We start from the raw sequence: 16,812 nt of genomic DNA on the forward strand, positions 1-16,812 counted from the left end.
GTACTTTGGGCATATTGGTTTGATGGTCATTACTTTGTAATTAGAACACCCAAATCTAATTGCTATGAAAACCTTTACCTATTGTATGGTGCTACTGCTGTGTGCTTCATTTAACCTGTTGCAAGCACAAGAAGAGTTACAACTTACCGAAAAAGACAGCCTCGTTAAAAGTTCATGGATGTTTGGCTTAGGCTACAACATTGTAGATGATTCAGGAGATGTATTTCACGAACTATTTTCTTTTGGAAAACAATGGAACGCACTTGCGTATCCGTCTAGGATAAGTATTGGTCGTTATTTTAAAAGTGGTATTGGTTTAGAAGCTATTGGTAGTTATAATAAATATAAGGTTGGAAAATTTATAGATGGAAGAACCAATCTTGAAGAAACCGACTATTATGGCTTAGACGCGAGGTTAACTTATGACTTGAATAAACTTATAGGTGAGACTGGTTGGTTTGACCCCTATGTAGGTGTTGGTGCAGGTTATACCGAAGCTAATAACGAATCACGTGCTACATACAATGCGGTAGTAGGGTTTAGAACTTGGTTTTCAGATAGGATTGGTCTTGATTTTAGTTCTTCCGGAAAATGGGCCGCTAATAATGACAATGCAACCAACCATTTGCAACATGCTGCTGGTATTGTATATCAATTTGGTATAGAGAAGGGATTATCAAAAAAGGGAGAAGCAAAGTTGGCTCTGATTGAGGAAATGGCTGAAAAGCGTCAAAAAGAGCAAGATTCCATTGCTTCTGTACAAAGAGAAAAAGAGCAAGCAGCTTTGGCAGCACGTTTAGCTAAAGAAAGGAAAGAAGCTAGTTTAGCCGCTGCAGAGAAGGCTAAGATAGACGCAAAGAAACAACGAGAGATGAGTATTAAAAACGAAATAGATGCTTTAGGATTAGCTTATTTTGACTTGAACTCTTCATATTTAAATACAAATTCAAAGAAGGTGTTAGATGGTTTAGCACTTGTTTTACAAAAACACCCTGAATTAGAATTAGAAATTAGTTCATATACAGATTCAAGAGGAACGTCTAAATACAACAATTGGTTGTCTGAACGAAGAGTTGCTCGTACCAAGGAATATCTCGTTAAAAAAGGAGTTGATGTTAGTCGCCTTCAAACAGAAGCCTATGGTGAAACAAATTTATTAAATGAATGCGACGATAATACGTATTGCGAAGAAGAAAAGCATCAAGAGAATAGACGTTCAGAATTTGTAATCACTAAATTTTAAGATCTTAAGAGATTAAGCCCTTTTTCAGCCATTTTCGTTTAGCCCAAAAATTAAGCTTAATGTAATAGTATGATAAGTTCACTGGCCAAGAGAGCCAATAGTACCCCTTATAGAATAAGAAGGGCTTTATCTTTACCAAATAACGGAAAACTTTTTCTGGAGATTTTATAAAGGTTTTTATAAGGCCAACTTTAGAGACGCTTATATGATTAGGGTTATATTCAAGACCTACCTTATTCTCACCAACATTTTGGTAAAATCCCTTTGTAATTTCTTTTATAAATTTAAGCTTCTTTCTCGTGGTGAATATACCCGTTCTAAGCGCCATATCTGTTAAGTATTCTTGTGTTACTTCTTGAGTATAGTCAATAGCACGTAATTGAGTGAACAGATTTTTAAATTCTAAAAACATATATTCTTGAGTAGAGCCAATAAACTTATCGTAAACCATTTTCTCGTTAGGTTCGTGATATTCAACCGTTGGTGACTCCCCTTTTTTTGCAAATTTATAGGATAATGTACTGCCATGTGGAGCTGCTAACAATTGTTCGTACAGCTGCCCATTAGCCATAAGAATGTCATCAGAAAAGTCATGGTTGGGGTATATAGAAAAATTGAGACCATATCTTTTGGTATCCTTTTCAATATTATAGATTTCTTTAAGCCCCAAATAATAGCCAGTAACAGGCGTTTTCTTTTTGAAAAACTTATATATGCTCTCTTGCATAGTGCCACCCCAGCCTACATCTACTAATGCTATACCATCCTCTTCGTAATTAGCTCCAAAAGAATCTAGGTATTTCATAAAAGCCCCCTTCTGTATCTCTCGGTTCTTAGCGTAAGCATCTTGAAAAGCTATGTTATTTCTAAGATGTTCCATTGCAGGCGACTTAAAAAAGTCAGGTATAATTTCATCTTTAGGAAATGGGACATCATTTATAATACCATTCTTTGTGGTATCTGAAAAGGGGAACCAGTCTAAAAAATGTTGTAGTGACATATCACCAAACTTTTTCAACAACTTCTCAAAGCCTTCTTTTGGTAAAGGGCGTAATGCTAATTGAGTGGCAGATTGCCGTGAGGCCTTTAAATAGTGGGTATTAATTTTCTCCTCACCTTGAAACAAGTTCATTTCCTGATAACAATCAAACAATTGTTTTAGAAAATGACCTTCTCTAGCCAAAAAGAAAAGGTCTTTATTTCCGTTTCTTTTGGCATTGATGTACAACCTTTCTGTGAAAAAATAAAAGTGTATTATGTATTCACTAAACTGATGTTCACTTTCCAAACACCTTTCTTTGATGGTGTGGCATACCTTTTTAAAATCATTTTTATCAGACCCTAAGAGGTTTCTCTTATTCCTAAATTTATGAGAAAAGTGTTTTAAGTGAAAGGATTCAATTGCATACTTGGAAGCATTAATGTCATCACTTTTTTTGTTGTCTCCAATCATCAATACAGATTTAGGGTCTGCATTTGTTTTATCTAGGGCATATGGATATAAACCTCCCTTTGCTTTACTTTCACCTACAGTACTTGAAATGAAAACATCATCAAAGAGATGGCCCATTTTATGGTGCTCTAAAATTTTTGCAATTACTTTTTTAGAAAGGTAAAAGTCAGATAGTAAGTAGATTAGGTATCCCTTTTCTTTGTAATGAGTTAGAATATCAACTAATTCCTCATTTTTGAATTGAACGGAGATTTCAGCAATATAATCAGCCTCTTCAAAGAGCTTTTTAAATTTGGCGAAAGGGACATTATTGAGATTCCCGGTATTTACCAACCTATTATATACCTCTTTAATGACATCTTTATATTTTACCTCTAGAGTAGATTTACTTTGTTTTTTGCCTAGATAAGTTAAAGACTCATTTCTTATGGTAAAGAGTTTCTCTGAGGAGAAGCTCATACCAAGTTCTCTAACCATAAATTTGCCCCACAAGCGTATGGCATAATTGGGATGTACATTGCGGTGAACTAAGGTGTCAAAAAAATCTGTAAAAAGAATTTTTCGATTAGGAAACCGCGCAATTCTGCGCTTTAGGTCTATCAATGGGACTTATTAGATAAAATTAAAAAAACTTTTAATTAAGAAGTCTAACGAATAAATAGAAGAAAAATGATTGGTGAACGGTGATAAATTGAAAGAATAATATCTTCTTTTAATTCAGCGAACCATAATTTCATATTCAATTTTAGGGACTTGTTTTTTGACTGGGCCACGATGTTCTCTTTACGGGGTTTAACTGCGAATATATACGACGAAGTGTAGTACTCGGACGTTTTTTAAGAAAATATTAAGAAAATATTCGATGAAGCGCAAAACCATGTCAGAAAAGGTAGTTTTTTCGCTGTTTTATTTTACAGAATTGTCATATTCGAAGTATTAGAAAGCACCGCTTTACTCTTTTTTCCTATAATTAAGTAGGATTTCGGTTGATCCAAAATTGAATAAACAGCAATTTCAGACTGTTTTTCGTCACTTTCATAAAGGAAATCGTAAATAGTCCGCCTTAGAAAATCGAATTTCTCATTCTTGTAATCTATGGCTTCAATATTTTTTATATCTGTTTCGTAGTGTATGCTCTTATGCTGAATACTAGATAAATCTTCAGCAACTTTTTTAGAACGGTTACTTTTTACCATGAATTCATGATATTTCTCAATCAGTCCTTTTTCTCTTACATATTGTTTCATCACTTTGGCTAAATAGTATGATTTGGCTTTTAACCGTCCGCTGATAGAACTCTTTTTGAAAAATATATGGTAATGGTAATCATAAACCGTATTACACCACCGTCTTTTCCAGTAGAAGTCGCCTTTAGAAAACGTTATGAGTTTAATTTGGTTAGCAATACACCATTCTATTTGTTTCATTAGATCTGTGTAACCCGTATTGAATTTAGAATAATCTATGTCATACGTACGTATATACTGAAAAATGACATCTTTCATGTGAAAATTAAGACAGATGTCAATGGGCATTTTACCATTGTAAATAATGTAAAAAGAAGCCTTTTTATCAAGAATCATTTGATAGACATTAGCTCTATAAAAATGCTGTGTAGTCAGATTTACGTTGTCTTTGATTCCTTTTTCTAGCGAACGTAATTCTAATAAGCGATAGAATTCGTCCATTATAAAATCATACTCATTTTTATCTATCGTACCAAAATACATTTCATAGCGAATGTCAAAACACTGCTCTAGCTTTTTTTGCTCACGACGTAACTTATAGCGACTAGATTTCCCAAAGCGTTCATTTAGATAATCACTTAAAGAGGATACATTCTTAAAATTTATAAGAAAACCAGGATATTGAATTAAGGTCTGACGCTTTATGTTTTTTGGAAGTTCTTTTGTAGTTACCTTAAAATAATCGGGCACGTCTTTAACCACGAAAGCCGTTTCGGGAAGTTGAAATTCTTCGTTATTGGCGTTGTTGAAAACAATTTCATCTGTATACTTATTTTGCAATTGCCGGTAATAGGTTGGCAGTTGCTTTTTAGTATATGCGTCGAAAAAGAAATTTGTAGAATTCATATAGTGGTCAGAATCAACTTTTGTACAAGTCGAAAATTTTGTTCACCACTTACTATTTTTTTGTTTTTTTTAGATAATCCGCTAATTCTTTAGCTATAAGTGATCTACCATGGGCGTTCCAATGATGGTCATATATAAGGGTGGTAGGTTTTTTGGATGCTTCAAAATTAGGAGCAAAGTCTATATACCTGATGCCATTATTACGGCAAAAATCCAGGAACCGCTCGCTCGTTTTTCTGCTATCTAGAAGTAAGCTGGTTTTACTTTTATCCAAACCGTATAGATTAATTAAGCTTTTGAAGTTTTCTATTCGTTTTTGATCACGTTTTAATTCTTCTTCTTCGCTGTCTTTCAATTCGTTTGTTTGATAGCCCTTTTCCGGTTCATTAAATGCTACCCCACGCTGAGCAAGTTTTTTTAGAGGCTCTACAATACCAATTTTACTACCATAGGCTAGCAATTTGATATTATCACGTATTTTAAATAGGGTAGAAGAGAGCATTTTAATACGGTCTTTGTTAGGTTCGTAAACCGCACGACCTAAATCGTTCTCATAATTCAAGTATAAAACAATTTGATCTATAAATTGAAAATCTTTTTCATACGCATGAACCAAATGCATTTGATTAGCAAAATCGTATCCTGCATAACCATACTCGTATACTTCAACACCTTCTGTCTGGTTTTCAATCTGTTTACCTATGGAATTAGAGAAATCCTGGTGAAACCCTTCAATAAAGGAATCTCCCACTAGTGCCATTTCATATTTATCTGCCGAAGGGGTAAATTCTCTAAATGAATTAAAACCTGCTTTGTTGATATGAAATTTTGAGTAGTTCTGGTTTCTATTCCCGGTAACTGCATATCCATCATGGTCGGGCACCCGTTTTTCTACACCATATACATCTATAAATCTTGGTGGATCTTCGGTATAGAGGTGGAACACCCTAACAATCACTTCTAACAAAAGAAGGATTAAGAGAATATATAAAACTGATTTTAGAATAAATTTTTTCATCCTAATTAAAATTGGAAATAAATAAATGAACGGTTTACGCCATCATCATAGAACAATAATATACTCATAATTACTAGCGTATATAATAAAAACCGAACTATTGGAGAGCTGAATTTAAATGGATTTCGCTCATCTCTTCTAATCAAATATTCATAGACGATAAAGAGGGCTACCAATAAATAAAAGTCTAACATTCTATACCCCATGGGGTGCATGTAGGGTTCGTAATAAAATTTATTTCCTATCTGCTTAATAAAATCAAAAGAATAGGATAAAGATGGAGACCTAAAAAATATTCTTGAAAAAGTGACTAAAGAGAACGTTAGAAGTACCTGAAAAATTTCTGTAATACTAGGAAGCCATGTGCGCTCGGCAAGAACATTATCAGCGTAGACCCTATTTCTTCCCATTAAAAATACTGGAATATAGAGTAGAGCGTGAATTCCTCCCCAGAAAACAAAAGTCCAATTTGCCCCATGCCATAGTCCACTTACTAAGAAAATAGCGGCAATGTTTCTCAATGATTTTAATTTGCTCACTCGGGAACCTCCCATAGGAATATATAGATAGTGCCTAAACCAGGTGCTGAGCGATATATGCCACCTTTGCCAATACTCGGCAATATTCCGTGAAAAGTTGGGAAACTTAAAGTTAGACATCAGTTCTACTCCAAAGAGTTTGGCCGTACCTATTGCAATATCTGTGTAACCACTAAAATCTCCGTATACCTGAAAGCTAAATAGTGATACGCCCAAAATTAAGGAAGAGGCAGAGTAATCTGTATAATTGGTGAAAATATCATCTACAATAGGTGCCAGCGAATCTGCTATAACTAGTTTTTTGAAAAAGCCCCATAGAATTAATTTTAAACCACTTGTAGCCTGTTCGTATTTGAAAACACGGCGTGTATTAATTTGGTTCAATAAATTGGAAGCCCGCTCAATAGGTCCTGCAACCAGCTGTGGAAAGAAAGCCACAAAAGCCGCAAACGAAACAAAATTTTTGTTAGGTTTAAGTTTTTTGTAATAAATGTCAAATGAATATGACATGGTCTGAAATGTGTAGAACGAGATACCCACAGGCAGAATGATACGGAGCGTCCAGACACTTTTTATGTTATACCCTAACGCGTTTACGGACTCAATAAATGAATCAATAAAGAAGTTGAAGTATTTAAAGAAGCCTAGAAGTCCTAAATTGAAAGCCACACTGACCCACAGCCAATATTTAGCTTTCTGTTTGTTATCTTGATTCTTGAAAATTTGCTGACCAACCAAAAAATCTAAGACGGTACTGAAAAAGATAAGAATAAGAAAACGCCAGTCCCACCAGCCATAGAAGACATAACTGGCAACTATAACCAATAGATTTTGAATCTTCAAGCTTTTTTTGAAAACGAACCAATACAGCACGAATACCACCGGAAGAAAAATCAAAAAATCAAGCGAATTGAATAGCACTGTTATCTAATTTTAGTTAAAAATCATTCTTTTATAATTAACCTGAATACGCCTAAATGAAACTACGTTGCAGAGACCTTTACTTTTTTAGTCTTCCCTATAAAATAGTATTGATTATCAGCATCTGTAAAAGCCTTGAGATTTATAGAACATTCATCGTTCAGGTATAAGAACTCAAATGCTAGGGTTTTTATTTTATGGTTTTCATTTAAGTTCAAATCTATTTCTACAAGTTCATTTGGGATTGGTTCTGTAGAGATATCATCAAACTTAAATTGGGTTTCAGCTGTCTTAACTTCTGCTTTACGATTCTTAAGTTTATAAGTAAACCGATGTAGCCTTTCATTTACATTTTTATCTCGCAGTTTTTGTTTAAAATCAAAAAAAGACTTTAAACCAAAGGCCAATGCTTTAGATGTAAAGGAGGCTGAATCATATAAAATATGATAATCAAAATCATAGGTTTTATTGGACCATCTTGTCTTGTAATCAAAGTAGCCTTTAGAAAAATCAAAGACTTCTATTTTTTCGGATATGCAATATTCAATCAATTTCATGATAGTAACAGAACCCAAATGAAATTTAGCGTAATCAATATCAAAAACAGTGATTGCATCAAAAAGAACGGTATTTGAATGGTAGCTTAGGGTAACGCCAATAGGCTTTGCTCCGTCATAAATAACGAATAATGAAGCTTTGTTTTCTAGAATTAAAGGATAGGCAACGTCATAATAAAACTGCCATTCTTCCGGATCAAGATTGTTATTGGTTATTTGTTTGTCATCAAAGCGCTTGGTAAGCAATTCCTTAAATGAGTCAAAAACAACATCATACTCCTCTTTGGTAATTTCGCCGTAGTACATTTTATACGAAACCTCAAAACAAGCCTCAAATCGTTTTTTGTATTTGTTAAGTTTATACCTACTGCTCTTGCTGAAAGTAGCGAGCATATACTCGTTAAAATTGCTTAATTGTCCTAGCTCAACAGAAAAACCAGGATACTGCTTTGATCGGTAGAGTTTTAAGGTAGAATCAGAAGGTGCTTGCCATTTAGTATTAAAATAAGCAGGTACGTCATAAATCAGGAATACCTTGTTCTTATAGTCCTCTGAATATTGCTCAGAATCTAAACTATAATCCATGCCCTTGGTTAAGGTTTTTCCTGAATTGACGTATAGCGGTAGGCTTGCATGTCTGTAAAAACCAATGTTTTTAAGAAAATTAAACTTAATGGATTTCTTGCTCTGATCAAAATGTTTTGACCAAATAGAAGTGTAGGTATCCGATAAAAATGGGTTATTTTGTATCAAAAGAAATTCAGCTTAATGTGATTTGGGTATTTGGCGATACGCTGGAAAAAAATTGCTTTCGCCATCATTGGTGCTGTCAGAAAGAAACTCCTTTTGCTTTTCGGTAAGATCTTTATAAACCTTAGGGTTTACAATGTACTTCCAAAATTTGGCGGGCTTGTGATTTTTTGAAAATGTAGACTTAAAGGCGAATAGTGAATCGTTTTTAACACCTTTTCCGCCACCAAGGTTAAAATACTTGTAACCTTCTTCGGTTGCATTAATACGCATCGTATCAATAATCAACTTAATGGCATTAAGATTTAAATACTCTTCTTTATAGCCGGATAAATGGTATTGCACAATGTCATCCATCTTTATGAACATGGCACCAGCTATAACTTCATTGGTTTCGTCTATAACACATAGTAGAAGCTCTGTCTTGAAAAAAGAACTAAGCATGAATTGATAGAAGTAACGATCGTTGAAAAAGTAACTTTCATCCGCATTTACCCTGCGCATATTTTCATAATAGATATCTATAAAAGCACGAATATCTTCTTCTGAAGTACCTTTTCTAACCGAACAGACTTTTCTAGATTTATTAATATAGGTCTTTAAACGACTGCTATACTGCTGACGTTGTAAATCAATTGGTAAGGTGAGGTCAATATAGACTACTTCGCCAGGACTGGAAATTTCACCAATATTGGCAAGTATTTCTTCTTGATGATCAATATATGGGTGAAGCCTAGAAAAAACGGAAACAATCTTTTGTTCCAAAAACAGTTTTTTTAGCTCGCTTTTAAACTTTGTATTTTCAAAATTAAGACTTTTAGTACTGCACAAAGGACCGGCATAACCATAAACTGAGGTAACATCTTTGTAGCTTGTTCCTTCAATATCTCTTAACATTAAAGGTAAGATTATACTAGAACCTTCTTCTTCGTAATGTATGAGTATAGGAGTTTCATCTTCTCCTTTTGAGAGATAGTGGTAGTGGTAGGTGTGGTAAAAATCACAGTGTTCAACAGTTTTTATAATGTTGTTCCACTCACTTCTTTCCGTTAAGATTTCAATCATTTAGGTTGATTAAAAATCCGAAGAGACCATAAAGCCTACTTCAGTGGTTCGGTTTTGATTTGATTTAAAAAACGGATTATATCCGTAATAAAAATTTTCAAAGGTAATAGTCAACAAATGACCTGGTATAGGAGCCATTTGATTAAAAATCAATTATATTCTTTTGTTCTTAAACCCACTGTTTACAAAGGATTATACTTAATTATTAATACTGTAAATTTACCGCTTTGATAGTGACTTACAAAAAAAAGCACACTAACTTTTTGATTCTATCGATAGAATAATCGATGGGAATCTATGTGATTTTTATATCACTAATTCTTTTGACAAATGTCTTGGGAAGGTTCTCTTTAGTAAAGTAAAGAAACGAATCACTATGAATGTTTCGTCCGTTATCAATTAGCCCTATAGATTCCCATCCTAGTTTATTTGGCGCAATGAAATCCTTTCTAACATTGTCGGCAATATAACAACATGTATAGCCAGTAAAAGTCTGTTCTATGGAAAGGTAATTCTTGGCATCTGGTTTCTCAGTACCCAGTTCTTCGGAAATTACTATTTTGTCAAAGTAGTCTGTAATGCCGAGAGCATTGAGCTTTGCTCTTTGTGTTTTGCTTCGGCCATCCGTAATTATGGCTAGTTTACCTTTTTTATCTTTAATAGCTTTTAGGAGAGGAAGAACACCCTGAAATGGAATGATTGATGGGTTATGATTGCGATACAGCGTTATTAATAGCTCTTTTTCAACTTTAAAAGTAGCCGCTAAATATTGGAATACATTCTCTTTATTTCTGTACATAGAGAACATTTGGGCAAAAAGATTTTCCCACTGTTTTGGTTTCAGTTCTTTGGCTATAGCACAATAAGCAGACCTTAGATAGTCCAATTCGTTATAGAGCGTATCGTCCAAATCAAAAACGATAACCGTTTTTTCATCAACCTTTATATCCATGTACTAAAATTTCGTCATCGTATCTAATCATAAGAAGGTCTTTTTCCCAACAATCAAAACTTTCTTCTATTTGTTTTCCTTGAGCAAATTCTTCTATAATCCATTTTGGATAATTGGCACCCGATAGATAGGATAGGGGATAACCACCACCAAACCTTGGGTTTATTTCAATAGCGCGGATCTTATCTTCTATACTATGTACAAAAAACTGAGCGGTAAGACACCCTACAGCGCCATTTACGGTCCCTAGATTCTTCTTAATATAATTAACGAGAAGATTTTTTACGGTTAAAGCCTTATAAACCTCACCATCCCTAACTTCAATTCTCTTACGGGGTACCACACATTTTAACTTGTTGTCTTTACCGTAATACAGGTCACAAGTAAACTCGTTGTAAACATCATGATCAAGATATTCCAAGAACATTAGTTTATCATTTTCAAAATGGTAATCAGTCAGGTCTTTTTGGTCTTTTATTAGATATGTATCTACACTTCTACTACCATCAATTGGTTTGATAAATAGAGGTAGGGTATAGTCTTTTTTAGTAAACTCTTTAGCTACGGCAACGTTATGTTCTTCAAAAAATTTGTGGATTTGCCTTTTATCTCTGCATTTACTAACAAAATCAGTTGAAGCTACAACAGGAACGATTCCATTATTTTCCAGAAGCAACCTATTTTGTGCCAATGGCAATAGTTCCGTATCTATAGTTGGAATCAGTAAGCCTATATTACGGCTTTTACATTCTTTTATTAAAACATTAAAATAGTCTGGATGGGTAACAAAGGGTACTTTAAAATAGCCATCGGCTATTTGGCATGCACCTGAAAGGGTTGGGTCTGCATCAGAAGCATAAACCTTTCCTTCAGGATATAGCTTTTTAAGTTCTTTTTGAAATGCTCTAACCAGAGACACGCGCCTACCGGCAGAAGAGATGAGGATATTCATTGTGTTAAAGTATAAAAAGATCGGAACATCTTTATGAACGGATTTATCAAAGGTTTTCTATTAAATACGAAAACCAAGCATGAATAGCCTATTCCGTGATAATCTTCTCCTATGAATTTCTTTAATGGGTAAGCGTCTATTTTTTCAAAGTCTGATAACATTGCCGGAATCTCCGAAACCGAGATATCTGATTTCATTAAACGAACCATAAGAAAAAAAACAAACGATTGTTGTCTTGTTTTCAAACGTTTAATACAGGCTTCTGCATTTGGATGATTACTAGGTATCGTTAGGATTAACTTATCAAAGGCATGAGCTGCATTTGCATTATCGTAAATTACTTTGTTATAGTGTTCAGGACTTTTATTTCGCATAGCCGATGTTGGCAGAATACGGTACCTATGTGTGTCTAAGTTAATATGAGCCATTCTTTTCGCCTGGCAGAACAGTTCTGCCGTGAGTATAGCATCTTCCATCCATTTACCCTCAATAAATCGTATCCCCGTATTTTTAATAAAATCTCTTTTAATCAAATACCACCAAATTTCATTTTGATGTTTTCTGTGGGCTACGTAAGAAATGCCATCCTCAATGGTAAGTGGGGCCAATTGGTCACTTAAATTATCAGAAACAGGATGTTTTTTTTCTACAACAGACTTCGTTTTGAACGTCAGGATGTCCAAATCGTTATCTATTGCTAATTTTAATAATACAGGTAATGTGTTTTCGGCAAGATAATCATCAGGGTCTAAGAAGTAGACATAGTCGCCTTGCGCCAAATCATAACCCGAGTTACGTGCAGCACCAACGCCTGCATTTTTTTTGTCGATAACTTTTATATGGTCATTTTGCTTGGAGTAATCAACGGCAATTTTAAGAGTATTATCTTTAGATTCATCATTAACGATGATGATTTCGTATTCGTCAGGATTTAATTTTTGGTTCAATAGGCTATCTACACATTCTTGTAGATATAATTCCATATTGTAGCAGGGAATGATTATACTTAACTTCATATTTTACTATTTCCTGTAAAAACTTCCATTGTAGCGCTTGAATCCGAACTAATTCCGTCACTTTTAAGAACCTTCTGAACTGTTAAAAGAATTATTTTCAAATCTAACAAAAAAGATAGGTTTTTAACATACCAAACATCATATTCAAATTTTTTATCCCATGCTATGGCATTTCGGCCATTTACTTGCGCCCAACCAGTGATACCTGGCCTAACTAAATGCCTTTTCTTCTGTGTTTCATTGTATAGGGGTAGGTAGGATACTAAAAGCGGTCTAGGTCCAATAAGACTCATTTCGCCCTTTAGAACATTTAATAATTGAGGCAATTCGTCAAGAGATGTTTTTCTAATGAATTTCCCTATAGATGTAAGTCTTACTTCATCTGGAAGTAAATTTCCGTTTTCATCTTTTTTATCATTCATGGTCTTAAATTTGAAGATTTTAAAAATCTTCTCATTCTTACCTGGTCTCTTTTGGACAAAGAAAACGTCTCCTTGGTTGGATACAGCTAAGAAGACTATAACGAATACTAGTATGGGGCCAGCTACTATTAAGCCAAATAGTGCTATTAAAAAATCTAAAACCCTTTTTAAAAAATCTTTATACATGGTGGCTAAATAATACTAAAGTAAATTAACTATAATACGTTCTTTTTATTGGTGTAAATAGACCAATTACGGTTTTTATGGTTGTAGGGCTGAGAAGTATTTTTCTTTAGTATCTAGCCATAAATCATCACCGGTTTAAATACTATCTAAGTTTTTATGCGTGTTCTTTTATTATACTTAAAATATCATTATTAATCAGATTTACATCAAACTTATTTTCTGCTAATTTTCTGCTTTCTTGTCCCATAATCTCAATCTGTTCTGGGTTATCTAAAAAGTATTTTATAGCTTCTACAAGAGGCTTTTCTTCTTTAGGAGCAATCAAAAAACCGTTTTTACCATCAAGAACCGTTTCTTTACATCCGGGTTGCATTGTGGTTATTATGGGCATCCCGCTAGATAGTGCTTCAAGAATAGATCTTGGTACTCCCTCCCTGTAATAGGTAGGTAAAACAAAGATGTCTAATTCTGAAATAGCTTTCGCAACATTCATGGATTTTCCGTGATAGACAATAGTTCCATTTTCATTTAGCTCCTCAAGTTCTTTCTTAGACACGGCAGAACTACTATTTTCTGGAGGTTCACCAATGATATGAAATTCTGAATTGGGATATTGAGGTTTTAATTGTCTAGCTGCGTTCATAAGCAGTTCAACACCTTTTTCTTTCATTAACCTGGCTACAAGAACAAACTTTACAGCACTGTTTAATGAATGCTTCCTTGGTTTAAAAGCAAATTTCTCTAGATTGATACCAGAACCGTTTACAACATGTAACGATTGATTTTCAGCAACAATTTTATGGTTTTTAAAAAGCTGAAGATCATCTGAGTTTTGGAAAATAACGGCCTTATTACTCTTTAAAGCTTTACGATACAAGAATTCAGTTACTGATTGTAATACTTTTGCCTTTGTGGTGACCCTACTAAAAGTGAAGCCTAAACCAGTTATAAGCGAAATTACCGGAATACCAAGTTTTTTGGCAGCGAATGAACCGTAAATTACCGGTTTAATGGTGTATGGAAAAAGAATATCTATTTTGTGCTCTGTCATCAAGTTTTTTAATTCTTGAATTGTATTATAATCACTTAAGGGATTTAAACCAGTTCGTTGCAAATGAAAAGGAATAGGAATGCCTCCTAAATCTCTAACCAAATTTAATGTGCTTTCCTCAAAGTCAGGTCCACCACAGTATACCTTGAAGCCTTTGCTTAACAAGTGTTTAATTAGGTCTCCCCTAAAATTACTCAAAGAAAACGACGCGGAGCAGAGGATAAGTATATTTTTGTTGGTATTCATAAATCAATTTATCTGGAATAAATTATTTAACAGATTCCATTACTTGAGCATAGAATGAAGACTGTGTTCTTGACTTTAAGAACGAATCAAATATAGGTTTATTGGCTTTGGTATCACTTTGGAGTACATTAATTATACTACTTTTTAGTTTTTCCGTATTTTCAGTAGGGCATGTTTGGATGTTTGGAATGTCTTCAATACCACCAGCACTTAAGGTTGCAACTATAGCTGTGTTTTGAGACATCATCTGTAAAAGTACGTTTGGGAACCCTTCAATACGAGAAGATAACACACAAACCTCGGCTCTTTTAAAGTACGCGTATACGTTTTTTACATAACCGGGCATATGAATCCTTTCTTTCAAACCTAATTCTTCAATTTTTTTATTAAGATTATTCCTTTCCGCACCTTCACCAAGAATAATTAAGTCTAAGTCGTTGTTGATTACAGCTATATCTTTGAACGCTTCTATAAGAATATCAAAACCTTTTGCGGGAGCCAACCTTCCGGCGGCAACAATGAACTTTTTAGTTTCATATTCTTTGTCTATAGCTCCGGTTCTTGTATTAATATCATCAAAATTGAAGGGGTTAGAAATAGTTTTGATGTTCAGCTTTTTTGTTAAAGCAGGGAGTGCTTCCATAAGCTGCCTTTTCATATAGTCGGTTTGTGTAATCACCAAAGATGAGCCTTTATACCCCATAGCATAAAAGAGAGAATAAATTTTTAGTTTATAACCGCTTAAAAGTTGAAATATAGAATTGGATTCCCTTAGAATAACTTTGGCTTTGATAACGCCTAATCTTTTGGCTAAGCCTAAGGTACCGTTTATTATGGTCTGAGATGAGAAAGTAAAGGATACATCTCCATAACTTTTAAAGAATAGATAGGGTAGGAGGTAGATCGCACCAACAAAATATGAATTGAAGGGAAGATAAACGATATTAAGGTTTTCTTCTAGATCGCTCCAGCCATTACTAGTTTTTTTTGATAATATAATGACACGACATTTCTGTCTGCACCCCAATACATAGAGCGCCATACTTTTTACAATATGTTCTGAGCCTTGTACGCTATCTGTGGGGAGAACAAAGAGCCAAGTATTTTTTTTGGTTGTCAGATTTTTAATTTTTAATAATCATAATAAATAAATCTTAATCAAAACATATTTAATTTACAGAGGTTTTTAAAAATTACTTAAATAATAATCATTAGTGTTTTGACCAAACTACCCTATTAATATAGTCAACATAAGATAGAATAATACGAACCACTTTATCGCTTACGTTAGGCATTGAGTAATCACCTACAGGTCTAAAATTTCTATTAGGATTTCTTTCTTGTACATCTAATGCAGCTAAGGCTTGTAGAATTCTTTCAGGATTCATTCCTACCATCATAACGGACGCCTCTTCCATTGCTTCAGGTCGTTCATGGGCTTCTCTAATGTTTAAAGCCCTGAAATTCAATATTGATGATTCTTCGGAGATTGTTCCACTATCTGATAAAACGGCAAAAGAATGATATTGTAAAGCATTGTAGTCTGAAAATCCAAGTGGTTTTAAAAATTGAATATTCTTATGTGTTTTTACTTTTTTAGCATCCAACATGTTTCTTGTACGTGGGTGGGTAGATACTATAATTGGATAGTTATATTTTTCTGCAATTCGATTTAAAGAGTCTATAAGACCGTTAAAATTTTGAGGATTACTTATATTTTCTTCTCGATGGGAAGAAACCACAAAATATTTGTGCTTTTCTAAATTTAATTTAGTAAGAACAGTAGAAGCTTCGATTTTGGTCTTGAAATTCGTTAAAACTTCAAACATCGGACTTCCCGTTTTAATAATACGATCAGCAGAAAGGCCTTCACGGAGCAAATACTCTCGAGCAATATCACTATAAGTCATGTTGATATCAGCAACGTGGTCAACGATTTTTCTATTGGTTTCTTCGGGAACACGTTGATCAAAACATCTATTGCCAGCCTCCATATGAAAAACAGGTATCTTTCTTTTTTTAGCAGGAATGGCACATAAACAAGAATTTGTGTCTCCAAGGACTAAAAAAGCATCTGGATTTATTTTTTCCAAAAGTGGATCTATTTTTATAAGTATGTTACCAACAGTCTCAGTAGCATTTTTACCAGCTGCATTAAGAAAATAATCTGGTTTTCTTATACCCAAATCATCAAAAAATATTTCGTTTAATTCATAATCATAATTCTGACCAGTATGAACAAGAATGTGCTCAATAGCTTGATTAGCGTCAAGGGCATTAAGAACACATGACAACCTAATGATTTCTGGTCGTGTGCCTACTACGGTAAAGACTTTTAGTTTTTTCAA

Annotated in this window: 14 protein-coding genes; 1 reads left to right on the forward strand and 13 read right to left on the reverse strand. The window is 34.0% G+C overall.

Translation table 11 applies throughout. The annotated features are described in order from the left end of the window. Nucleotides 1-64: 64 nt before the first annotated feature. A complete protein-coding gene (locus IWB64_RS13900) occupies nt 65-1,243 on the forward strand; it encodes an OmpA family protein (RefSeq protein WP_194534564.1) in 1,179 nt (392 codons plus the stop codon). Nucleotides 1,244-1,247: 4 nt separating this feature from the next. On the opposite strand, the gene IWB64_RS13905 is transcribed toward IWB64_RS13900, so the two are convergent. From IWB64_RS13905 to wecB, 13 genes are all read right to left on the reverse strand, one after another. Next, the gene (locus IWB64_RS13905) at nt 1,248-3,299 is read right to left on the reverse strand and encodes an HAD family hydrolase (protein WP_194534565.1); all 2,052 of its coding nucleotides are present in this window, start codon (nt 3,297-3,299) and stop codon (nt 1,248-1,250) included. A gap of 308 nt (nt 3,300-3,607) precedes the next feature. Then, the gene (locus IWB64_RS13910) at nt 3,608-4,723 is read right to left on the reverse strand and encodes a GNAT family N-acetyltransferase (protein ID WP_226975897.1); all 1,116 of its coding nucleotides are present in this window, start codon (nt 4,721-4,723) and stop codon (nt 3,608-3,610) included. A 118-nt stretch (nt 4,724-4,841) separates the two neighbouring features. Beyond that, entirely contained in the window at nt 4,842-5,807 is a 966-nt protein-coding gene (locus IWB64_RS13915; protein WP_194534567.1) for a hypothetical protein, read from the reverse strand. Between the two features lie 5 nt (nt 5,808-5,812). Beyond that, nucleotides 5,813-7,189: an MBOAT family O-acyltransferase gene (locus tag IWB64_RS13920; RefSeq protein WP_317171981.1), complete on the reverse strand. Its 1,377-nt coding sequence runs from the start codon at nt 7,187-7,189 to the stop codon at nt 5,813-5,815. Nucleotides 7,190-7,329: 140 nt separating this feature from the next. After that, a complete protein-coding gene (locus IWB64_RS13925; RefSeq protein ID WP_194534569.1) occupies nt 7,330-8,577 on the reverse strand; it encodes a GNAT family N-acetyltransferase in 1,248 nt (415 codons plus the stop codon). A 12-nt stretch (nt 8,578-8,589) separates the two neighbouring features. Beyond that, nucleotides 8,590-9,639 (reverse strand): GNAT family N-acetyltransferase, encoded by a 1,050-nt coding sequence (locus IWB64_RS13930; RefSeq protein WP_194534570.1) that lies wholly within the window; start codon nt 9,637-9,639, stop codon nt 8,590-8,592. 295 nt (nt 9,640-9,934) lie between these two features. Beyond that, the gene (locus IWB64_RS13935) at nt 9,935-10,591 is read right to left on the reverse strand and encodes an HAD family hydrolase (protein ID WP_194534571.1); all 657 of its coding nucleotides are present in this window, start codon (nt 10,589-10,591) and stop codon (nt 9,935-9,937) included. Continuing rightward, a complete protein-coding gene (locus IWB64_RS13940) occupies nt 10,575-11,543 on the reverse strand; it encodes an ATP-grasp domain-containing protein (RefSeq protein ID WP_194534572.1) in 969 nt (322 codons plus the stop codon). Before IWB64_RS13940 ends, IWB64_RS13935 begins: the two co-directional genes overlap by 17 nt. Continuing rightward, on the reverse strand, nt 11,540-12,559 hold the full coding sequence (locus IWB64_RS13945) for a glycosyltransferase (RefSeq protein ID WP_226975898.1): 1,020 nt from the start codon (nt 12,557-12,559) through the stop codon (nt 11,540-11,542). The genes IWB64_RS13940 and IWB64_RS13945 overlap by 4 nt, the downstream gene beginning before the upstream one ends. After that, the gene (locus IWB64_RS13950; protein ID WP_194534574.1) at nt 12,556-13,167 is read right to left on the reverse strand and encodes a sugar transferase; all 612 of its coding nucleotides are present in this window, start codon (nt 13,165-13,167) and stop codon (nt 12,556-12,558) included. Before IWB64_RS13950 ends, IWB64_RS13945 begins: the two co-directional genes overlap by 4 nt. A gap of 154 nt (nt 13,168-13,321) precedes the next feature. Then, nucleotides 13,322-14,464, reverse strand: a complete 1,143-nt coding sequence (locus IWB64_RS13955) for a glycosyltransferase family 4 protein (RefSeq protein ID WP_194534575.1) — start codon at nt 14,462-14,464, stop codon at nt 13,322-13,324. 22 nt (nt 14,465-14,486) lie between these two features. Continuing rightward, nucleotides 14,487-15,506: a glycosyltransferase gene (locus IWB64_RS13960; RefSeq protein ID WP_194534576.1), complete on the reverse strand. Its 1,020-nt coding sequence runs from the start codon at nt 15,504-15,506 to the stop codon at nt 14,487-14,489. A gap of 169 nt (nt 15,507-15,675) precedes the next feature. Then, nucleotides 15,676-16,812 carry a non-hydrolyzing UDP-N-acetylglucosamine 2-epimerase gene (gene wecB, locus IWB64_RS13965; protein ID WP_194534577.1) on the reverse strand — a complete coding sequence of 379 codons (1,137 nt, stop codon included), beginning with the start codon at nt 16,810-16,812 and terminating at the stop codon, nt 15,676-15,678.

Source organism: Zobellia nedashkovskayae (genome assembly GCF_015330125.1).
Taxonomy (GTDB): Bacteria; Bacteroidota; Bacteroidia; order Flavobacteriales; family Flavobacteriaceae; genus Zobellia; species Zobellia nedashkovskayae.

Coding starts and splice junctions, on each gene's coding strand:
- IWB64_RS13900 (WP_194534564.1), top strand. CDS start 65: ATGAAAACCTTTACCTATTGTATGGTGCTACTGCTGTGTGCTTCATTT.
- IWB64_RS13915 (WP_194534567.1), bottom strand. CDS start 5,807: ATGAAAAAATTTATTCTAAAATCAGTTTTATATATTCTCTTAATCCTT.
- IWB64_RS13930 (WP_194534570.1), bottom strand. CDS start 9,639: ATGATTGAAATCTTAACGGAAAGAAGTGAGTGGAACAACATTATAAAA.
- IWB64_RS13935 (WP_194534571.1), bottom strand. CDS start 10,591: ATGGATATAAAGGTTGATGAAAAAACGGTTATCGTTTTTGATTTGGAC.
- IWB64_RS13940 (WP_194534572.1), bottom strand. CDS start 11,543: ATGAATATCCTCATCTCTTCTGCCGGTAGGCGCGTGTCTCTGGTTAGA.
- IWB64_RS13945 (WP_226975898.1), bottom strand. CDS start 12,559: ATGAAGTTAAGTATAATCATTCCCTGCTACAATATGGAATTATATCTA.
- IWB64_RS13950 (WP_194534574.1), bottom strand. CDS start 13,167: ATGTATAAAGATTTTTTAAAAAGGGTTTTAGATTTTTTAATAGCACTA.
- IWB64_RS13955 (WP_194534575.1), bottom strand. CDS start 14,464: ATGAATACCAACAAAAATATACTTATCCTCTGCTCCGCGTCGTTTTCT.
- IWB64_RS13960 (WP_194534576.1), bottom strand. CDS start 15,506: ATGGCGCTCTATGTATTGGGGTGCAGACAGAAATGTCGTGTCATTATA.